Origin of the sequence: Phreatobacter sp. (assembly GCF_052440005.1) — a bacterium.
In the GTDB taxonomy this organism is placed as follows: Bacteria; Pseudomonadota; Alphaproteobacteria; order Rhizobiales; family Phreatobacteraceae; genus Phreatobacter.
The window spans coordinates 57,518-73,339 of the sequence record NZ_JBQVQL010000010.1; the positions used below are offsets into that span (position 1 = coordinate 57,518).

Sequence of the window (15,822 nt, forward strand, 5' to 3'; positions counted from 1 at the left end):
CTCAGCCATGGGCGGCCCCCTTCTGCAGGCGGCCGGCGGCGCCGGGGCCGAGATAGGCCTCGACCACCTGCGGATCGCTCACCACCTCGGCCGGGGTGCCGGCGGCGATCAGCCGGCCGTTGGCGAGGACATGGACCTGTTCGCACAGGCTCATCACCGCCTGCATGACGTGCTCGATCATCAGGATCGTGACGCCGCTGTCGCGGATGGCACGGATGACCGGAATGATGTCGCGGATCTCGGAGGGGTTGAGGCCGGCCAGCACCTCGTCGAGAAGCAGGAGGCGCGGACCGGTGGCGAGGGCGCGGGCGAGTTCCAGCCGCTTGCGCCCGGCGACCGTGAGCGAAGAGGCGGGGCGGCCGAGATCGGCGAGCCCGACCCTCTCCGCCACGGCCTCCGCATGGGCCATGGCCTCCCGGCGGCCGGGATGGCGCAGATAGGCGCCGACCGCGACGTTCTCGAGCACCGTGAGGCCGGCGAAGGGCTGGACGATCTGGAAGGTGCGCGCGATGCCGAGCACCGCGAGGCTCTCGGGGGTGCGTCCGGTGACGTCCTCGCCGGCGAAGAGCACCCGCCCGGCGGAGGGGACCTGGAAGCCGGAGATCAGCGTGAAGAGCGTCGTCTTGCCGGCGCCGTTGGGGCCGATGAGCCCGGTGATGGAGCCTTCCGGCACGGTGAGGCTGACGTCGCTGACGGCGACGAGGCCGCCGAAGCGCTTGGAAAGATTCTCGACCGCCAGCATCAGCGCCCTCCCCCAGCCCTGAGGAGGCCGATGAGGCCCCGCGGCGCGAAGGCGATGACGACGATCAGCAGGGCGCCGTAGACAACGAGGTCGACGCCGGGCACGGCGGAGCCGAAGGCGGCGTGGATAGCGGTCTTGGCCGCTTCGCCGAGGCCGATCAGCGCCATGGCGCCGACGAGCGGGCCGAAGACCGTGCCGATGCCGCCGACGATGGGGGCGAGCAGCGCCTCCACCGAAATCCAGGCGCCATAAGCGATGTTGGCGTCTACGTAGAGGAATTTCTGGGTGTAGAGGGCGCCGGCCACCGCGGTTATCGCGGCAGAGAGCGTGATGGCCTTGAGCTTAACGGCGAGCGTGTCGACGCCCAGTGCCCGGGCGGCGTCCTCGTTCTCCCTGACCGCCACCAGCCAGGCGCCGAAGCGGGAACGCTCCAGCACCCGGTTGAGGACCAGCACGACGGCGACGAAGGCGAGCGCGAGATAGAAGAAGGCGGCGGGGGCGTCGAACTGCATCTGGCCGAAGCCGATGCGCAGCGGCACCAGCGTGCCGGCGGCACCGCCGGTGATCGGCGTGGCGTTGGCGAGGATGCGGAAGACCTCGGCGAAGGCAAGGGTCACGAGAGCGAAATACGAGCCGCGCAGGCGGGCGCGGAAGGCGAGCAGGCCGATCACCGCGCCGACGAGACCGCCGAGCGCCATGGCCGCCGGCAGGGCCGCCCAGGCATTGACCCCGTAACGGGTCTGGAGCACCGCCTGGGCATAGGCGCCCGTGCCGAAGAAAGCAGCGTGGCCGAAGGAGAACTGCCCGCCATAGCCGCCGGCGATGTTCCAGCCCTGCGCCGCAAGCGTAATGATCAGGATGAAGATCATCAGATTGTAGAAGGTGTTGGCCCCGGCGAAGAGGCTGGCGCCGACGAGCAGCGGCACGGCGAGCGGCAGCGCGGCGAAGACCGCGACGGCGATCAGGATCGGGCGATAGGCGGCGACGGTGCCGGAACTCATGCCCTCGCTCCGAACAGGCCGGTCGGGCGGAACAGCAGCACGAGGATGAAGATGAGGAAGATGCCGATCTGGCCGAGGCTCTCGCCGAGATAGAGGCCCGAGAGGCTCTCCACCACGCCGATGACGAGGCCGCCGACCAGAGCGCCCGCAATCGACCCCATCCCGCCGAGCACCACCACCGTGAAGGCGACGAGGACGAAGGCATTGCCGACGCGCGGATTGACGTAGAAGGACGGCATCAGCAGGCAGGCGGCGACCGCGAGCGTCGCCGCGCCGAGGCCGAATGTGACCGCATAGATGTGGTTGACGTCGATGCCGACGAGGGAGGCGCCGAGCTTCTCCTTCGCCACCGCCCGGATGGCCTTGCCCGTATCGGTCAGGGCGAGAACGGCCCAGAGGCCCGCCGCGACGAGGATGGCGACGCCGAAGCCGATCACCCGCGGCAGCGACAGCAGCGCGAAGCCGAGATCCACCACCGAGAAGGAGTAGTCGAGGGTCAGGGCCCGCGTGTCCGAGCGGAAGACGGCGAGCAGCAGGTTCTCGATGACGATGGAGAGGCCGAGCGTCACCAGGAGGATGGCGCCGTCGTCGTTGCGGCTGGCGGGAGAGATGACGAAGCGCTGCACGCCGTAGCCGAGGGCGAAGAACAGCGGCGTCAGCGGCAGGATGGCGAGATAGGGATCGATGCCGAAGCCGAGATGGGCGACCAGCACGGCGAACATGGCCAGCGTCAGCATGGCGCCGTGGGCGAAGTTGATGATGTGGAGCACGCCATAGACCAGCGTCAGACCCAGGGCGACCAGGGCGTAGACGGCGCCGGTGAGGAGGCCGTTGAGCACGGCCTCGAGCACGATCTGCGGCGGATAGGACCTGAACACGGGAGAGAAACCTCACCGGCATGAAGACCCCGCGGCGGATGGCCGGCCGCGGGGCATGGGGGAATGCGGAGCGTCGGCCTCAGCCGGTCACGGGGAAGACCGGCTTCGCGTCGGCGAAGGTGTCAGGGAAGATCACCTTGATGTCGCCGTTCTGCACCTGGGTGTTGACCGGCGCGGCCGCGGTGTTCTGGCCGTTCTCGAACTTCGTAGCCCCATAGGGCATGATGTGGTCGGCGAAGGTGGAGGCGGCCATGGCCTCGATGATCTTGACGCGGTCGCGCGAGGTGGCGCGCTCCACGGCATCGGCCACCAGCCGCACCGAGGAATAGTTCAGCGGCACGTTGTAGAGCCAGAAGCGGCCCATGGCTTCCACCTGCTTGCGCAGCTCGGCCGTCTTCGGCTTGCGCGGGTCGGCCCAGTGGTTGCAGTCCATGACGTTGTTGGCGGCGTCCGGGAATTCCTTGACGAAGCGGAAGTTCGACGCCGCGCCGTTGAGCACGGCATAGATCCCCTTCGGCCGGATGCGCTGCTGCTGCATGGTGCGGGCGAGCAGCACGAACTCGCCGTAATAGCTCGACGGGATGACGAGGTCGGGGTTCAGCGCGCGGATGCGCAGGGCGACGTTGGACATGTCGCGGGCCGGCGTCGGGTGGGGGATCGTCTCCAGGATCTGGAAGCCGAGGGCCGAGAGCCGGTCATTCATCAGCTTGGCGAGGCCGGTGCCGAACAGGCCGTCCTCGTGGACCAGCACCACCGTCTTCGCCGGCTTGCCGGCGGCGTCGTTGAGCTTGACGAGGTTGTCGATGGCAGCGCGGGTCACGGCGCCGAAGCCGGGACCGAAGCGGAAGGTGTTCTTCAGGCCGCGCGAGACGATCTGGTCGGAGACGCCGACGTCGACCGCATAGGCGATGTCGTAGCGCGAGGCCGCCTGCGAGGCGGCGAGGCAGATGGGCGACGCGAAGCCGCCGACGATGGCGGAGACGCCCTCGGCGTGCATCTTCTCCACCTCCTGGGTGCCGGCCTCCGGATTGGAGCGGGCATCGCCGAACACCATCTCGATCATGGCGCCGCCCAGCGACTTGATGCCGCCGGCCTTGTTGATCTCGTCGATGGCGAGCTGGGCGCCGAGCCGGCCGTATTCGCCGTCCTGGGCGAGCGCGCCGGTGACGGGCTGGAGGATGCCGAGCTTCACCGCCGGGGCCTGGGCCCTGACGAGGCCCGGGGCGGCGATGATGGCGGCGCCGGCGGCGCCGGTCTTCAGGAGGCTACGTCGCGTCGTTGCAGTCCAGTCGGTCATGGTGGCTGGTCTCCGTCCGTTACACTCTGGAAGCGACGGGCGTTGATCGCCCGCTCGTATCGTCTGTGCGGCTGGCATCGCCGCGGAGTCGTCAGTCGTTGGCATCCGCTCCGTTGAGGCCGACGCCCATGCGCAGACGCTCCACCGGCGACCACAGGCGGTCGCCGCCGGAATCGATGCGCACGAGGTCCATCTGGAAGGAATAGCGGTCCGGCCGGTAGAAGGCGGTCAGATGCTCTATGCCGCGGCGCTTGACGTCGAAGACGACGCGGTTGAGGGCGAGGAGCGGCGCGCCGATGTCGACGCCCAGGGCTTCCGCCACGTCCGGGCCCGCGAGGGCGGCGGTGATGGTCTGGGTGGCGCGGTCGACCTTGACGCCGGAGCGCTCGATGAGGGTCAGGAGCGGCTGCACGCCGAGCTCGGCCTCGGTGTAGGTCGTGCCGATGCGCTGCGGCACGTGGGTGACGAGGTAGGAGAAGGGCTCGCCGTCGATGATGCGGACGCGGACCGAGCGCTGCACCCGCTCGCCCGCATCGAGCTTCAGCGCCTCGGCGACGTCGGGGTTGGCCTCGACATAGCCGAACTGCAGCAGGCGGACGTCGGTCGAGCGCCCCATCTCCACCAGATGGGCGAGCGCGTTCGACAGGTCGGCGACGATGGGTCGCTTGATCATGCGGGCCGTAATGAAGGTTCCCGCTCCCGGGCGCCGCGAGATCAGCCCCTCGCGCTCCAATTCGGCGAGGGCGCGCCGGATGGTGACGCGCGACACGTCGTGGAGGCCTGCGAGGTCGGGCTCTGACGGCAACCGCGTGCCCGGTGTCAGCTCGCCGGAGGAAATCCGGTCCCGCAAGGTCAGGTACACGCGTCTCGTCTTGGACGTTTCGATCGCTTCGGCCATGACATCTCTCCCTCTCAGGCCGGGAGTCACACCAGGGCGCATTGGCGCGGACCCTTGTTCGGCAGTGTGACGGTTTGCATTTGTCTGCCGGCCTGTTCGACGAATAGAGATAGAGAGATTTCAAGCTTTGTCTATCCTATGATACAATGTTTGTCCGTCAAGCGTCGTCGCGGAGATGAGAGTGGAATTGCCCGCCACCCTGTTCGACAGGCTCTGGGATCGCCATGTGGTGGCGCGCCGCACGGACGGCCTGTCGCTCCTGTGGATCGACCGTCATTTCGTGCATGAGGGCTCGCATCATGCCTTCGCTCAGATCGCCGCGCGCGGTGCCGCGGTGGCGCGGCCGGACCTGACTTTCGGCGTCGCCGACCATTACGTGCCGACTCGCGGCCGCGGCGGCCCCGTGCCGGATCCCTCCATCGCGCGGATGGTCGAGCAGCTCGGCGCCAACACCGCCGCCCACGGCATCACCCTCTTCGGCCTCGACGACCGCCGCCAGGGAATCGTCCACGTGACCGGCACCGAGCAGGGCCTTACCCTTCCCGGCCTCACCGTGGTCTGCGGCGACAGCCACACCTCCACCCATGGGGCCTTCGGCGCCTACGCCTTCGGGATCGGGGCCTCCGAGGTCGCCCATGTGCTGGCGACGCAGACGCTCTGGCAGAAGAAGCCGAAGCGCATGCGGATCACCGTCGAGGGCGCGACGGCACCGGGCATCACGGCCAAGGACATCATGCTGACGGTGATCGCCACCATCGGGGCGGACGGCGCGGCGGGCCACGCGATCGAATATGCCGGCTCCGCCATCCGCGCCCTGTCGATGGAGGGCCGGATGACCCTCTGCAACATGTCGATCGAGGCCGGCGGGCGCTGCGGCATGGTGGCGCCGGACGCCGTGACCTTCGCCTATCTGAAGGGCCGCCCCTTCGCGCCCGACGGAGCCCTGTGGGACAGGGCGATGGCGGACTGGACCGGGCTCGCCGGCGACCCCGACGCCGTCTTCGATCACGAGGTGAGCCTTGCCGCGGGTGACATTGCGCCCACCGTCACCTGGGGCACCAGCCCGGAACAGGCGCTGCCGATCGACGCGGTGGTGCCCGACCCCGACCACATGACAGATCCGGTCAAGGCGGCGGCGGCGCGCGACGCGCTCGACTACATGGGACTTGTCCCGGGACAGGCGCTGCAATCGATCGCCATCGACCGCGTCTTCATCGGCTCCTGCACCAACGCGCGGATCGAGGACCTGCGCGCCGCAGCGCAGATCCTCGCCGGTCACAAGGCGGCGGTGCCGGGGCTCGTCTCTCCGGGCTCGTCACTCGTCAAGCAGCAGGCGGAGGAAGAGGGCCTCGCCCGAATCTTCACCGAGGCCGGGCTCGAATGGGTCGCCTCCGGCTGCTCCATGTGCGTCGGCATGAACGGCGACATCGTGCCGGCGGGCGAGCGCTGCGCCTCCACCACCAACCGCAACTTCAAGGGCCGGCAGGGACCGGGCGCGCGGACCCATCTCATGTCGCCGGCCATGGCGGCGGCCGCCGCCGTCACCGGCACGCTCACCGACGTCAGGCGGTTCGCATGAAGCCTTTCGCCAGCGAAGCCGCCTCCCTGATGCGGCTGCCGGTCGCTAACGTCGACACGGACCAACTGATCCCCGCGCGCTTCATGAAGGAGCCACGGCAGCCGGAGGGCTACGGCCGCTTTCTGCTGCGGGACCTGGTGGCGGAGGGTACGGCCCCTCCCCCCGCTCCCGGCCAGACGATCCTGGTCGCGCGGCGCAATTTCGGCTGCGGCTCGTCGCGCGAGGCGGCGGTCTATGCCCTCGCCGATTTCGGCTTCCGGGTGGTGATCGCCCCGAGCTTCGGCGACATCTTCGCCTCGAACTGCGTGAAGAACGGTGTCGTGCCCGCGACCGTCAGCGAGGAGGACGCCGAGGCGCTGCTGGCCGTCGAGACCCTGCCGGCCACCGTCGACCTGACCGCGCAAACCATCGCCTGCGGGAATGTGGTGGTGCCCTTCGCCATCGATCCGGTCTGGCGGACGCAGCTCCTCAACGGCTGGGACGACATCGACCTGACACTGGCCGAGGGCGATGCCATCGCCGCCTTCACGGCGCGGGATGCCGACGAGAGACCCTGGGCGGCACCCCGCCGCGGTTGAGATTGCGTACGTTTTGGCGTACATTCCCGCCATGCGCGTCAAGACCTCGACCGAACTCCGCAAGACCCTCGCCGCCACCCTCGACCAGGTGACGGCGGACCATGCGCCGGTGCTGATCACCCGCGAGGGCGGCAAGCCGCCCGCGGTGCTGATCTCGCTGGAGGACTACACCTCGATGGAGGAGACGACCTATCTCCTCAAGAGCCCGCGCAATCGCGAGGACCTGCTGGCGTCCATCGCCGAACTGGATGAGGGGCTGGGGGTCGTCAGGAAGCTTGAGGAATGATCATCGCCTTCTCGCCGCGCGGATGGACGCACTACCGCTATTGGCAGGAGACAGATCGAAAATTCCTCAAAAGGCTGAATGGCCTCATCGAAGAATGCACCCGCACGCCCTTCACCGGCACCGGCAAGCCGGAGCCGCTGAAGAACGAGCTGCAGGGCTGGTGGTCGCGGCGGATCGACCAGGAGCATCGCCTCGTCTACCGCGTCCGCGGCGAGGTGCTCGAGATCGCCCAGTGCCGCTACCACTACTGAGGGATCACTCCCCCGCCAGCGCCGCCTGCACGGCCGGGCGCTCGCCCATGCGCTTCAGGTGGTCGGCGACGCGCGGGAACTGCGCCACGTCGACGCCGTCGCCCTCGAGCCAGCGCGTCACCGTGAAGAGATAGGCATCGGCGACCGAATAGGCCTCGCCCATGACCCAGGGGCCGCGGAAGAAGTCGTTCTCGATGAGGCGGAAGCTCGCCGCCATGGTCTCGGGCACCTTGCGGCGCATGTCGAGGAAGGAGCTCTCCTCGGTCGCCCAGCGGGCGCCGCGGTGCTTGTGGGCGTGGTTCACGTGCACCGTGGAGGCGAGATAGGAGTTGAACGCCTGCATCTGCGCGAAGGCGAAGGGATCGTCGAGGGGCGCCAGCTTCTTCTCGGGATGGCTCTGGGCGACGAAAGCGAGGATCGCGACGTTCTCGGTGAGCACGCCGCGGTCAGTGACGAGAGCCGGCACCCGGCCCTTCGGGTTCACGGCGAGAAAGGCCGGCTTGGTCTGCTCGCCGGAAGCGAAGTCGACCCTGACGGGCTCGTAGGCGGCGCCCGCCTCTTCCAGCGCGATGCGCGAGGCGAGCGCGCAGGTCTTCGGTCCATAGAAGAACTTCATCGTCATCGTCTCATCCCACCTTTACGAGCACATGCTTCTTGCGGCCGAAGGACAGCTTGGCAACGCCGTCCTTCAGGGCAGCCCCGGTCACGACAGCCTGCGGATCGGTCACCGCCTCGTCGTTGAGCCTCAGGCCGCCGCCGGCGACCTGGCGGCGCGCCTCGCCGTTGGAGGCGACGAGGCCGGCGCGGACGAAGAGCGCGAGCACGCCGATGCCGGCGGAAAGCTCGCCGGCCGGCACCGTCACCACCGGCAGGTCGGCGCCGAGCGCCCCCTGTTCGAAGGTCTTCTTCGCCGTCTCGGCGGCCGCTTCCGCCGCCTCGCGGCCGCGCACGAGGGCCGTGGCTTCGGTCGCCAGCACCTTCTTCGCCTCGTTGATCTCGGCGCCCTGGAGCGCGGCGAGACGGTCGATCTCGGCCATCGGCAGCAGGGTGAACAGCTTCAGGAAGCGCGCCACGTCGCCGTCCTCGGTGTTCCGCCAGAACTGCCAGTAGTCGTAGTTCGACAGCATGTCGGCGTTGAGCCAGACGGCGCCGGCGGCGGTCTTGCCCATCTTGGCGCCGGAGGAGGTCGTCAGCAGCGGGCAGGTCAGCGCGTAGAGCTGATGCGTGCCCATGCGGCGGCCGAGATCGACGCCGGTGACGATGTTGCCCCACTGGTCGGAACCGCCCATCTGCAGGTTGGTGCCGTAGCGCCGCGCCAGCTCCACGAAGTCGTAGGACTGGAGGATCATGTAGTTGAACTCGATGAACGAGAGCTCCTGCTCGCGCTCCAGGCGCATGCGCACCGAATCCATGGTCATCATGCGGTTCACCGAGAAGTGGCGGCCGATGTCGCGCAGCATCTCGATGTAGTTGAGCCTGGTCAGCCACTCCGCATTGTCGGGCATGATGGCGTCGGTCCTGCCGTCGCCGAAGGTGAGCAGCTTCGCGAACACGCCCTTCAGCGCGTCCTTGTTGGCGTTGATGTCGTCGATCGACAGGATCTTGCGCGTCTCGTCGCGGCCCGAGGGGTCGCCGACGCGCGTCGTGCCGCCGCCCATCAGGGTGATCGGCTTGCCGGCGCCGGTCTTCTGCATCCAGTGCAGCATCATGATCGACAGGAGGTGCCCGACATGGAGCGAGGGCGCCGTGCAGTCATAGCCCACATAGGCGACGACTTCCCCCTTGGCCGCCAGGGCGTCGAGGCCCTGCATGTCGGAACACTGGTGGATGAACCCGCGCTCGGTGAGGATGCGCAGGAAGTCGGACTGAGGGGCGGCCATGATCTTTCCAGTTGGGGCTGAGGGCCGGACACTCGCGCCCGGCGGAGGCGCGGTGTAGCAGAAGCGGGCACCCATTTCACCCCTTCGAATCGGCGGGACCCATGCGCGCCATCGGCCTGATGTCGGGAACCTCCCTGGACGGCGTCGACGTGGCGCTCCTCGACACCGACGGGGAGGCCGTCTCCGGTTTCGGTCCCACCGGATACCGCGCCTACAGCGACGACGAGCGCGCCCTGCTGCGTGCCGCGCTGAAGGAAGGCGCCCAGCTCACCGACCGGAGGCAGCGGACGTCCCTCCTCGCCCGGGCCGAGGCGCTCGTCACCCGCGCCCATGCGGAAGCGGTGGAGATGTTTCTCGAGCAGAACGGCCTGTCGCGCGCCGATATCGGCGTCGTCGGCTTCCACGGGCAGACCGTGCTGCACCGACCGGCGCTCGGCCTGACCGTCCAGATCGGCGACGGCGCGGCGCTGCGCCAGCGGCTCGGCATCCCCGTCGTCTACGACCTCAGGCAGGCGGATGTCGCCGCAGGGGGCCAGGGCGCGCCACTCGTGCCGGTCTTCCACCGGGCGCTCGCAGCGCAGGCCGCTCTCCCCCGGCCGCTGGCGGTCGTCAACATCGGCGGCGTCGCCAACGTCACGCTGATCGGGGCGGGAGAGGCGCTGCTCGCCTTCGACACCGGTCCCGGCAACGCCCTCGTCGACGACTGGATGGGCGAACGCACCGGCGAGCGCATGGATGCGGGCGGCGGCGCCGCGGCGCGCGGGCGCGCCGACGAAGCCCTCCTCGCCTGGCTCCTCGTCCACCCCTTCTTCGCCAAGCCGCCGCCGAAATCGCTCGACCGCAACGCCTTCGCCTTCTCGATCGTCGGCAATGTCGCGACCGAGGACGGCGCCGCGACCCTCACGGCCTTCACCGCCCGCTCCATCGCCCGCGCTGCCGACTTCGTGCGCGAGCCGCCGGTGCTGTGGATCGTCTGCGGCGGGGGAGCGAAGAACCCGGAGCTCCTGCGCCTCCTCGCCCATGTCACCGGCGCCGAGATCCGCACCGGCGAGGACGTCGGCTGGTCGTCGGATTTTCTGGAGGCGCAGGCCTTCGCCTATCTGGCGGTCAGGAGCCTCAAGGGCCTGCCGCTGACCTATCCCTCCACCACGGGCGTGACGGAACCGACGACAGGCGGGGTCCTGGTGGACTGAGCGAACGGAACGCCGCTCCCGAAGCGCACGCCATGGCGTAACGGCCCTGTGCAACGCGGCCCGGCCTGCTGCTATGATCGGCCCGAGCCCTGTCCCGGAAGCCGATCATGCCCGTTCACGACCTTTCTCCCGATGACGTCGCCCGCGGCCTCGCGGAGGACACCATCCTCCTCGTCGACGTGCGGGAGCCGCATGAGCTCGCCATGGCCCGCATCGCGGAGGCGGTGAACGTGCCGCTGTCGCAGTTCGATCCCGCCGCGATCCCCGACCCTGCCGGACGGCGTGTGGTGTTCCTCTGTGCCGCAGGCGTGCGCTCGATCCACGCGAGCGAAGCGGCGCAGGCGGCGGGCCTGCCCTACGACGCCCATCTCGCCGGCGGGCTGAAGGCCTGGGTGATGGACGGGCAGGAGATCGAACGCGGCTGAGGCCGGGCCTCGCTCGCCGGTCAGCGCTGCGCGGCGTCGCCCGGCATCGGCGGCGGCGCCGATGCGGAGCCGCGGAATTCGAACATCTTGCGCAGGAAGCCGGGCGTCACCGCCGAGAGCGGGTTGATGGTGAGCCGCGGCGCGCTGACGGCGCCGGCGATCTGGTAGGTGATGCCGAACACGCCTTCGTCGGGCGCTCCACCGAGGAAGAAGCCGAGGACCGGAATGCGCGCGAAGATGTTGTTGAGCGCATAGGCCGGCACATAGGTGCCGCGCAGCAGCAGGCGGTCGCGGCCGGGATCGAATTCGCCCTCGACCGTGGCGCCTATCGCTGCGCCCCAGAGCAGGCCGTCGGAGACCGTCACCTTGCTGGCGCTGCGGGCGAAGTTGGCGCGCAGGCGGGAGAAGGCGAAGGCGTCGTTCTGCTGTTGCTGTTGGCGCGGCGCGTTGGGAGCGCTGCCGGCGGCGGCGACCATGCCGGAGATCGCCTGGTCGCCGCGGATGCGGAAGTCGGTGATCTCGACGCTGCCGTCGCGGATGTTCCCGTTGGGCTGCGGCGGGGTCATGATCAGCGCCAGCGTGCCGCCCTGGAGCGAGCGGTAGATGTCGAGGAAGCGCAGCAGCGCGCCGGCGTCGCCCGAGCTGACCGCCAGACGCTGGGCATTGCCCTGGCCACGCTGCTCGATGGCGAAGGGGGCATCGCGCCCGACACGCCCGCTGGCGGTGAGCGACCGGATGGTCTGGCCGTTGCGGCCCATGCGCATCTCGAACTGGCGGATGACCTCGCCGTTGCCGCCGACCACTGCATTGGCCTTGAAGTCGATGTCGAGCTCCGTCGGCGCGGAGCCGGCCGCCGCGGGCCCGGGCCGCGGCGGCTCGGACAGCGACTTGATGAGGTGGCGGGCATCGATCATCTCGCCGCGGCCGATGACGCGGTGGCCAGACCCTGCGCGCTCGATGCGGATGTTCATCCGGTCGCCGTCGGAGAGGTTGTAGGCCGGGAAGACACCGGAAACGAGGCCGCCCTTGTCGTCGAAGGTGGCCGAGCCGCGCACCAGCAGGCCGCGGCTCTCGACGATGAGATCCTCGAGCTTCCAGCCGTCCTCACCCTCGACCGCGACGAAGCGGGCCTTGGCCGCCTGTCCCCGTGGTTTGCTCCAGCCCGGCAGCAAGTCGGAGAGCGTCGCCGGGCCGAGGTCGACCTCGACGTTGTAGCGGCCGGACTCCTCGCCGACCGTCATAACCTTCACGGGTGTGGGGCCGACGATGCGCGTCCCGATGTTCAGGCCGAGGCGCGCGCGGCCGCGATCGTCGAGGGTCGCGGTGAGGCGGATCTCCGGCTTGGCGTCGGGGCGGGGCTTGCGATAGTCGAAATTGGCCTGGGCGCCGCCGAGCACGCCCTGGCCGCGCATGGTGAGGCTGCGCGGCGTCGTGAGCACCTTGAAGGCGGCGCGCTCGACGCGCATCTCGCCGAAGGCGTTATCGGCGGAGAAGCCCGTGAAGTCGGCATCGACGGTGTAGTCGATCAGGTTGGCCTGGAAGGTCTCGGTGAGCGGCACCTTCACCGTGACCTGGGCCGTGACCGTCCCCTCGACCTTCCCCGTCGGCAGGGTCGGCCCGGTCGCCGCGCCCTTGAAGGCCTCCTCGCCGAGGAGAGCGAAGGCCGCCGAGGCGGTGCCCTGAAGGCGGAACTTCGTCACCGACTGGGGCGGCTGGATCCGGTGGTCGAGGATCTCGAACGTGCCCTGCGTGAGGGTCAGCGCCTGTCCCGGCGTCGGCTCGATGCGGCCACGCTGGACCACGAGGCTCGCCATCTGGCCGTCGACGTCGACGTCGACGTCGGCCTCCTTGAGCGGCGACAGGCCCGGCGTGACACGCATGGACGTCCCGCGCAGCTTGGAGCGCACCGACAGGGCGTCCTTCTCGAGCACCCAGTGCTTCGTCACCAGCAACCCCGCCGGCACGGAGACGCGAATGATCGTGTCCTCGGTGGTGCCGCCCGTCATGTTGTCCGCCACCCAGTCGCGGGCATGGGGATTGGAGGCGCGCGGCCAGAGAGCCAGGGCGGTGGCCAGCGGCATCTTGCCGGCGGTCACATCGAGCTGGATGGCGGGCGAACCTTCGGCGAAGACAACCTTGCCGCCGAGACGGGCCAGAGGCTCGGCACCCTGGTCGACGGTGACACCGTCGATCGCGAGGCTGCGGGTGAGCGGATCGAAGGTGAAGCGGGCGCCGCGGACGTTGATCGGCACCGGCGGCTCGTGCGGGTTGAGCACGGAGGTGACCGCCTGCAGCGTCTGCAACTCCACGACGAAGGGGTCGCCGTGGCGCGCCGGCGGGGTGACGACGCCGTTGAGCGAGGCGCGGTTGTGGCCGGCCACCACCTCGACCCGGTCGACGATCAGGCCGCGGGCCTGGGTCTGCCAGTGGACATCGGCGGCGACGCTGTCGATGGCGATGCGCATGGACTCGTCGTTGACGTCGCCGACCTTGCCGGCGCCCATGCTGACGCGGCCGTTGAAGGCCACGGGATCGCCGTCCTCGCCAATGGTCGCCTGCAGCGTGCCGGAAATAGGCGTGTCGGCGAAGACGACCTGCGGCCCCTGGAGGGCGAGGGACAGATCGCGCGGCGCCATGTCCCGCATCGACAGGTCGATCTGCCGCCGCCCTGACCCGTCGCGGGGGGTGACGGTGGCGGTGGAGGTCCAGCGGGCGCCGGAGCCGGAGGCGTCGAGTTCGACGGACAGGCCGCCGGTCGCCGGCACGGTGAGGTCGAGGTCGATGCCGGCGAAGACGAAGCGCTTGCCGGAGCGAACGTCGTCGACGATCACGGTGCCGTTGCGCAGCCCGAAGCCGGCGAGGCGGTGGCCGTCGAGGCCGGATTTCTCGATCAGGTCCAGCCAGATGCCGAGCCGCCGGAAGGGCGACATTTCGGGCTCGGGAAGGGTCGAACTCGCCTCGGGAGGAGCGGGCGTGCCCGGCGCGGCGCTGCCCGAGTCCTCGGGAAGCTGGGTGCGGAAACGGCCGGCCGCGAGGGCGATCTGGCCGTCCTCGCCCACCTTCAGGGCGACGGAGGCGCCGACGAGGTCGATCCGCCGGATGGAGGGGCGGCCGAGGATGGGGAGCGAATCGAGGCCTAGCGCGACCCGCGGCATGGAGGCGACGCGACGGCCGTCGGCGTCGTGGACGATGACGTCGCGCGCCTCGACCTCCACTTTGCCGCTGCCGTCGCGGACCATGACGGCGGCGCCGATGGTGACGGTGCGGCCGTCTCCGAGCTGGTCGGAGAGGGAGCGCGCGATCCAGGGCGTGACGATGTCGAGGCCCATGCCGCCGCGCTGGATCTGCCAGGCGAGGAAGAGGATCGGGCAGACGACGAGGAGGAGAATGCCGGCCAGGCCGCCCATGCAGACCCGCCGGCGCGTCGACCAGCAGGAGGGTGAGCCGCCGACGACGCGCGCCATCCAGGCCGGGACGCGGCGGTTGGCCCACAACCCGGCGAGGGCCCGGCCCGGCGCGCGATGCCAACCGCGCGTGCGGCCTCCCATCGTCGTCCGGTCGCAGGGAGCCCTGCCCTGGTCGGGGCGCCAATCCATTCCGTCTCCCATCCCGCCGGCCCGGAACCGCCGCGCTCGCCGCGCGACCGTCAATGTGACCCGGTCCGGCTTAACCGAATGTTAGGCACGGTTCCACGGTTTCAGATCGCGCCGCCTGGACAAGTCACCGATTTTCGCCGCGGGAGCGAGCGAAAATCCGTTGATCCTGCGCAAGCGTATGATGCCAGTCTATTGCAGCCAAAACCGACGAAAGGATGGCGTCATGGGGCTGAACGTGGGGGATATGGCACCGGCGGTGGCGATTCCGGGCGGCGGCGGGGCGGGAATCGACCTCTCCGCGCTGAAGGGCCGTAAGGTCGTGATCTATTTCTATCCGAAGGCCGATACGCCCGGCTGCACGCAGGAGGCGAAGGATTTCACCGACCTGAAGGCCGAGTTCGAGGCCACCGACACCACCGTCATCGGCATCTCGCGCGACCCGGCGAAGGCCCTCGACCGATTCCAGGCGAAGCACGGCCTCGGCGTCGCCCTCGGCTCGGACGAGGACGGGAAGGTGGTGGAGTCCTACGGCGTCTGGGTCGAGAAGAGCATGTACGGCAAGGCCTATATGGGCATCGAGCGCGCCACCTTCCTGATCGACCGCGAGGGCCGGATCGCCCATATCTGGCCGAAGGTGAAGGTCAAGGGTCACGCCGCCGAGGTTCTGGCGGCTGCCAAGGCGCTCTGAACGGACCACCGGCCCGCCCTCCCCGGACCCCTGTCCCTGCCCCAGCGGCAGGACCGCAGGGGCGGGCACGGTTCGTTAACCTTAATGCGCGGTAATGCGGCGTCACGTTCGCGTATGGATGGACGCCGATGCCGCAGCCCAGCCAGCGATACAATCGCGCCCAGCTCGCCCAGGAGGCCAATCTCCGGGCCCAGGTGCCCTCCGGGGCCCTGACCTTCGCCTGGCGTGGCCGCGGCGGCACACGGACCCTGTCGCTGTCCTATGCGCTGAGCGGAACGGTGGTCGTCACCGCCTTCGCCCTATCGCTCTGGGGTGTCGCCGTCACCAGCTACCTCGCCTTCAAGGACGACATCATCGGCGGCGTGATGAGCCGCCAGGCGAGCCTCCAGCACGCCTACGAGGACCGGATCCGCGAGTTGCGCGGCCAGGTCGACAAGCTCACCAGCCGGCACATGGTCGACCAGACCGAGCTCGAGCGCCGCGTCGACCAGGTCGCCCGGCGCCAGGCGCTGCTGGAGACGCGGCAGGCC

Annotated in this window: 15 protein-coding genes and 1 pseudogene; 8 read left to right on the forward strand and 8 right to left on the reverse strand. The window is 69.6% G+C overall.

Annotated elements, in window-relative coordinates:
• Position 1: 1 nt before the first annotated feature.
• From ACT6XY_RS04365 to ACT6XY_RS04385, 5 genes are all read right to left on the reverse strand, one after another.
• Positions 2-742, reverse strand: coding sequence for an ABC transporter ATP-binding protein (locus ACT6XY_RS04365; RefSeq protein WP_444747106.1), 741 nt, complete (start codon positions 740-742; stop codon positions 2-4).
• A complete protein-coding gene (locus ACT6XY_RS04370; RefSeq protein WP_444747107.1) occupies positions 742-1,743 on the reverse strand; it encodes a branched-chain amino acid ABC transporter permease in 1,002 nt (333 codons plus the stop codon). The genes ACT6XY_RS04365 and ACT6XY_RS04370 overlap by 1 nt, the downstream gene beginning before the upstream one ends.
• A complete protein-coding gene (locus ACT6XY_RS04375; RefSeq protein WP_444747108.1) occupies positions 1,740-2,621 on the reverse strand; it encodes a branched-chain amino acid ABC transporter permease in 882 nt (293 codons plus the stop codon). The genes ACT6XY_RS04370 and ACT6XY_RS04375 overlap by 4 nt, the downstream gene beginning before the upstream one ends.
• A 79-nt stretch (positions 2,622-2,700) precedes the next feature.
• Complete coding sequence (locus tag ACT6XY_RS04380) at positions 2,701-3,918, reverse strand: ABC transporter substrate-binding protein (protein ID WP_444747109.1); 1,218 nt, start codon at positions 3,916-3,918, stop codon at positions 2,701-2,703.
• Between the two features lie 91 nt (positions 3,919-4,009).
• Positions 4,010-4,816, reverse strand: a complete 807-nt coding sequence (locus ACT6XY_RS04385) for a GntR family transcriptional regulator (RefSeq protein WP_444747110.1) — start codon at positions 4,814-4,816, stop codon at positions 4,010-4,012.
• Between the two features lie 181 nt (positions 4,817-4,997).
• Between ACT6XY_RS04385 and leuC the strand changes: the two genes are divergently transcribed.
• From leuC to ACT6XY_RS04405, 4 genes are read left to right on the forward strand one after another with little or no spacing between them, the layout of a single operon-like run.
• The gene (gene leuC / locus ACT6XY_RS04390; RefSeq protein WP_444747111.1) at positions 4,998-6,395 is read left to right on the forward strand and encodes a 3-isopropylmalate dehydratase large subunit; all 1,398 of its coding nucleotides are present in this window, start codon (positions 4,998-5,000) and stop codon (positions 6,393-6,395) included.
• Positions 6,392-6,973, forward strand: a complete 582-nt coding sequence (leuD, locus tag ACT6XY_RS04395) for a 3-isopropylmalate dehydratase small subunit (RefSeq protein ID WP_444747112.1) — start codon at positions 6,392-6,394, stop codon at positions 6,971-6,973. Before leuC ends, leuD begins: the two co-directional genes overlap by 4 nt.
• Before the next feature lie 31 nt (positions 6,974-7,004).
• On the forward strand, positions 7,005-7,259 hold the full coding sequence (locus tag ACT6XY_RS04400; protein WP_444747113.1) for a type II toxin-antitoxin system Phd/YefM family antitoxin: 255 nt from the start codon (positions 7,005-7,007) through the stop codon (positions 7,257-7,259).
• Complete coding sequence (locus ACT6XY_RS04405; RefSeq protein WP_444747114.1) at positions 7,256-7,510, forward strand: Txe/YoeB family addiction module toxin; 255 nt, start codon at positions 7,256-7,258, stop codon at positions 7,508-7,510. Before ACT6XY_RS04400 ends, ACT6XY_RS04405 begins: the two co-directional genes overlap by 4 nt.
• A 4-nt stretch (positions 7,511-7,514) precedes the next feature.
• Here the strand turns inward: ACT6XY_RS04405 and ACT6XY_RS04410 are convergent, their stop codons facing one another.
• Together ACT6XY_RS04410 and tyrS are read right to left on the reverse strand one after the other, a co-directional pair.
• Complete coding sequence (locus ACT6XY_RS04410; protein ID WP_444747115.1) at positions 7,515-8,132, reverse strand: glutathione S-transferase family protein; 618 nt, start codon at positions 8,130-8,132, stop codon at positions 7,515-7,517.
• A gap of 4 nt (positions 8,133-8,136) precedes the next feature.
• Complete coding sequence (gene tyrS / locus ACT6XY_RS04415; RefSeq protein WP_444747116.1) at positions 8,137-9,390, reverse strand: tyrosine--tRNA ligase; 1,254 nt, start codon at positions 9,388-9,390, stop codon at positions 8,137-8,139.
• A gap of 101 nt (positions 9,391-9,491) precedes the next feature.
• Here tyrS and ACT6XY_RS04420 point away from each other — a divergent pair, with 101 nt between their 5' ends.
• Positions 9,492-10,583: an anhydro-N-acetylmuramic acid kinase gene (locus tag ACT6XY_RS04420; protein ID WP_444747117.1), complete on the forward strand. Its 1,092-nt coding sequence runs from the start codon at positions 9,492-9,494 to the stop codon at positions 10,581-10,583.
• Between the two features lie 107 nt (positions 10,584-10,690).
• Positions 10,691-11,008, forward strand: a complete 318-nt coding sequence (locus ACT6XY_RS04425; protein ID WP_444747118.1) for a rhodanese-like domain-containing protein — start codon at positions 10,691-10,693, stop codon at positions 11,006-11,008.
• Positions 11,009-11,028: 20 nt separating this feature from the next.
• Here the strand turns inward: ACT6XY_RS04425 and ACT6XY_RS04430 are convergent, their stop codons facing one another.
• Complete coding sequence (locus ACT6XY_RS04430; protein WP_444747119.1) at positions 11,029-14,604, reverse strand: hypothetical protein; 3,576 nt, start codon at positions 14,602-14,604, stop codon at positions 11,029-11,031.
• A 223-nt stretch (positions 14,605-14,827) separates the two neighbouring features.
• On the opposite strand from ACT6XY_RS04430, the gene bcp reads away from it, so the two are divergent.
• A complete protein-coding gene (gene bcp, locus ACT6XY_RS04435; protein WP_444747120.1) occupies positions 14,828-15,292 on the forward strand; it encodes a thioredoxin-dependent thiol peroxidase in 465 nt (154 codons plus the stop codon).
• Between the two features lie 128 nt (positions 15,293-15,420).
• Positions 15,421-15,822, forward strand: a pseudogene (locus ACT6XY_RS04440) (M23 family peptidase); the annotation flags it as partial.

Excerpts from the sequence above, each read along its gene's own strand:
- ACT6XY_RS04365 (WP_444747106.1), bottom strand. The coding sequence starts at position 742 with ATGCTGGCGGTCGAGAATCTTTCCAAGCGCTTCGGCGGCCTCGTCGCC.
- ACT6XY_RS04370 (WP_444747107.1), bottom strand. The coding sequence starts at position 1,743 with ATGAGTTCCGGCACCGTCGCCGCCTATCGCCCGATCCTGATCGCCGTC.
- ACT6XY_RS04380 (WP_444747109.1), bottom strand. The coding sequence starts at position 3,918 with ATGACCGACTGGACTGCAACGACGCGACGTAGCCTCCTGAAGACCGGC.
- ACT6XY_RS04385 (WP_444747110.1), bottom strand. The coding sequence starts at position 4,816 with ATGGCCGAAGCGATCGAAACGTCCAAGACGAGACGCGTGTACCTGACC.
- leuD (WP_444747112.1), top strand. The coding sequence starts at position 6,392 with ATGAAGCCTTTCGCCAGCGAAGCCGCCTCCCTGATGCGGCTGCCGGTC.
- ACT6XY_RS04400 (WP_444747113.1), top strand. The coding sequence starts at position 7,005 with ATGCGCGTCAAGACCTCGACCGAACTCCGCAAGACCCTCGCCGCCACC.
- ACT6XY_RS04405 (WP_444747114.1), top strand. The coding sequence starts at position 7,256 with ATGATCATCGCCTTCTCGCCGCGCGGATGGACGCACTACCGCTATTGG.
- ACT6XY_RS04410 (WP_444747115.1), bottom strand. The coding sequence starts at position 8,132 with ATGACGATGAAGTTCTTCTATGGACCGAAGACCTGCGCGCTCGCCTCG.
- tyrS (WP_444747116.1), bottom strand. The coding sequence starts at position 9,390 with ATGGCCGCCCCTCAGTCCGACTTCCTGCGCATCCTCACCGAGCGCGGG.
- ACT6XY_RS04420 (WP_444747117.1), top strand. The coding sequence starts at position 9,492 with ATGCGCGCCATCGGCCTGATGTCGGGAACCTCCCTGGACGGCGTCGAC.
- ACT6XY_RS04425 (WP_444747118.1), top strand. The coding sequence starts at position 10,691 with ATGCCCGTTCACGACCTTTCTCCCGATGACGTCGCCCGCGGCCTCGCG.
- ACT6XY_RS04430 (WP_444747119.1), bottom strand. The coding sequence starts at position 14,604 with ATGGATTGGCGCCCCGACCAGGGCAGGGCTCCCTGCGACCGGACGACG.
- bcp (WP_444747120.1), top strand. The coding sequence starts at position 14,828 with ATGGGGCTGAACGTGGGGGATATGGCACCGGCGGTGGCGATTCCGGGC.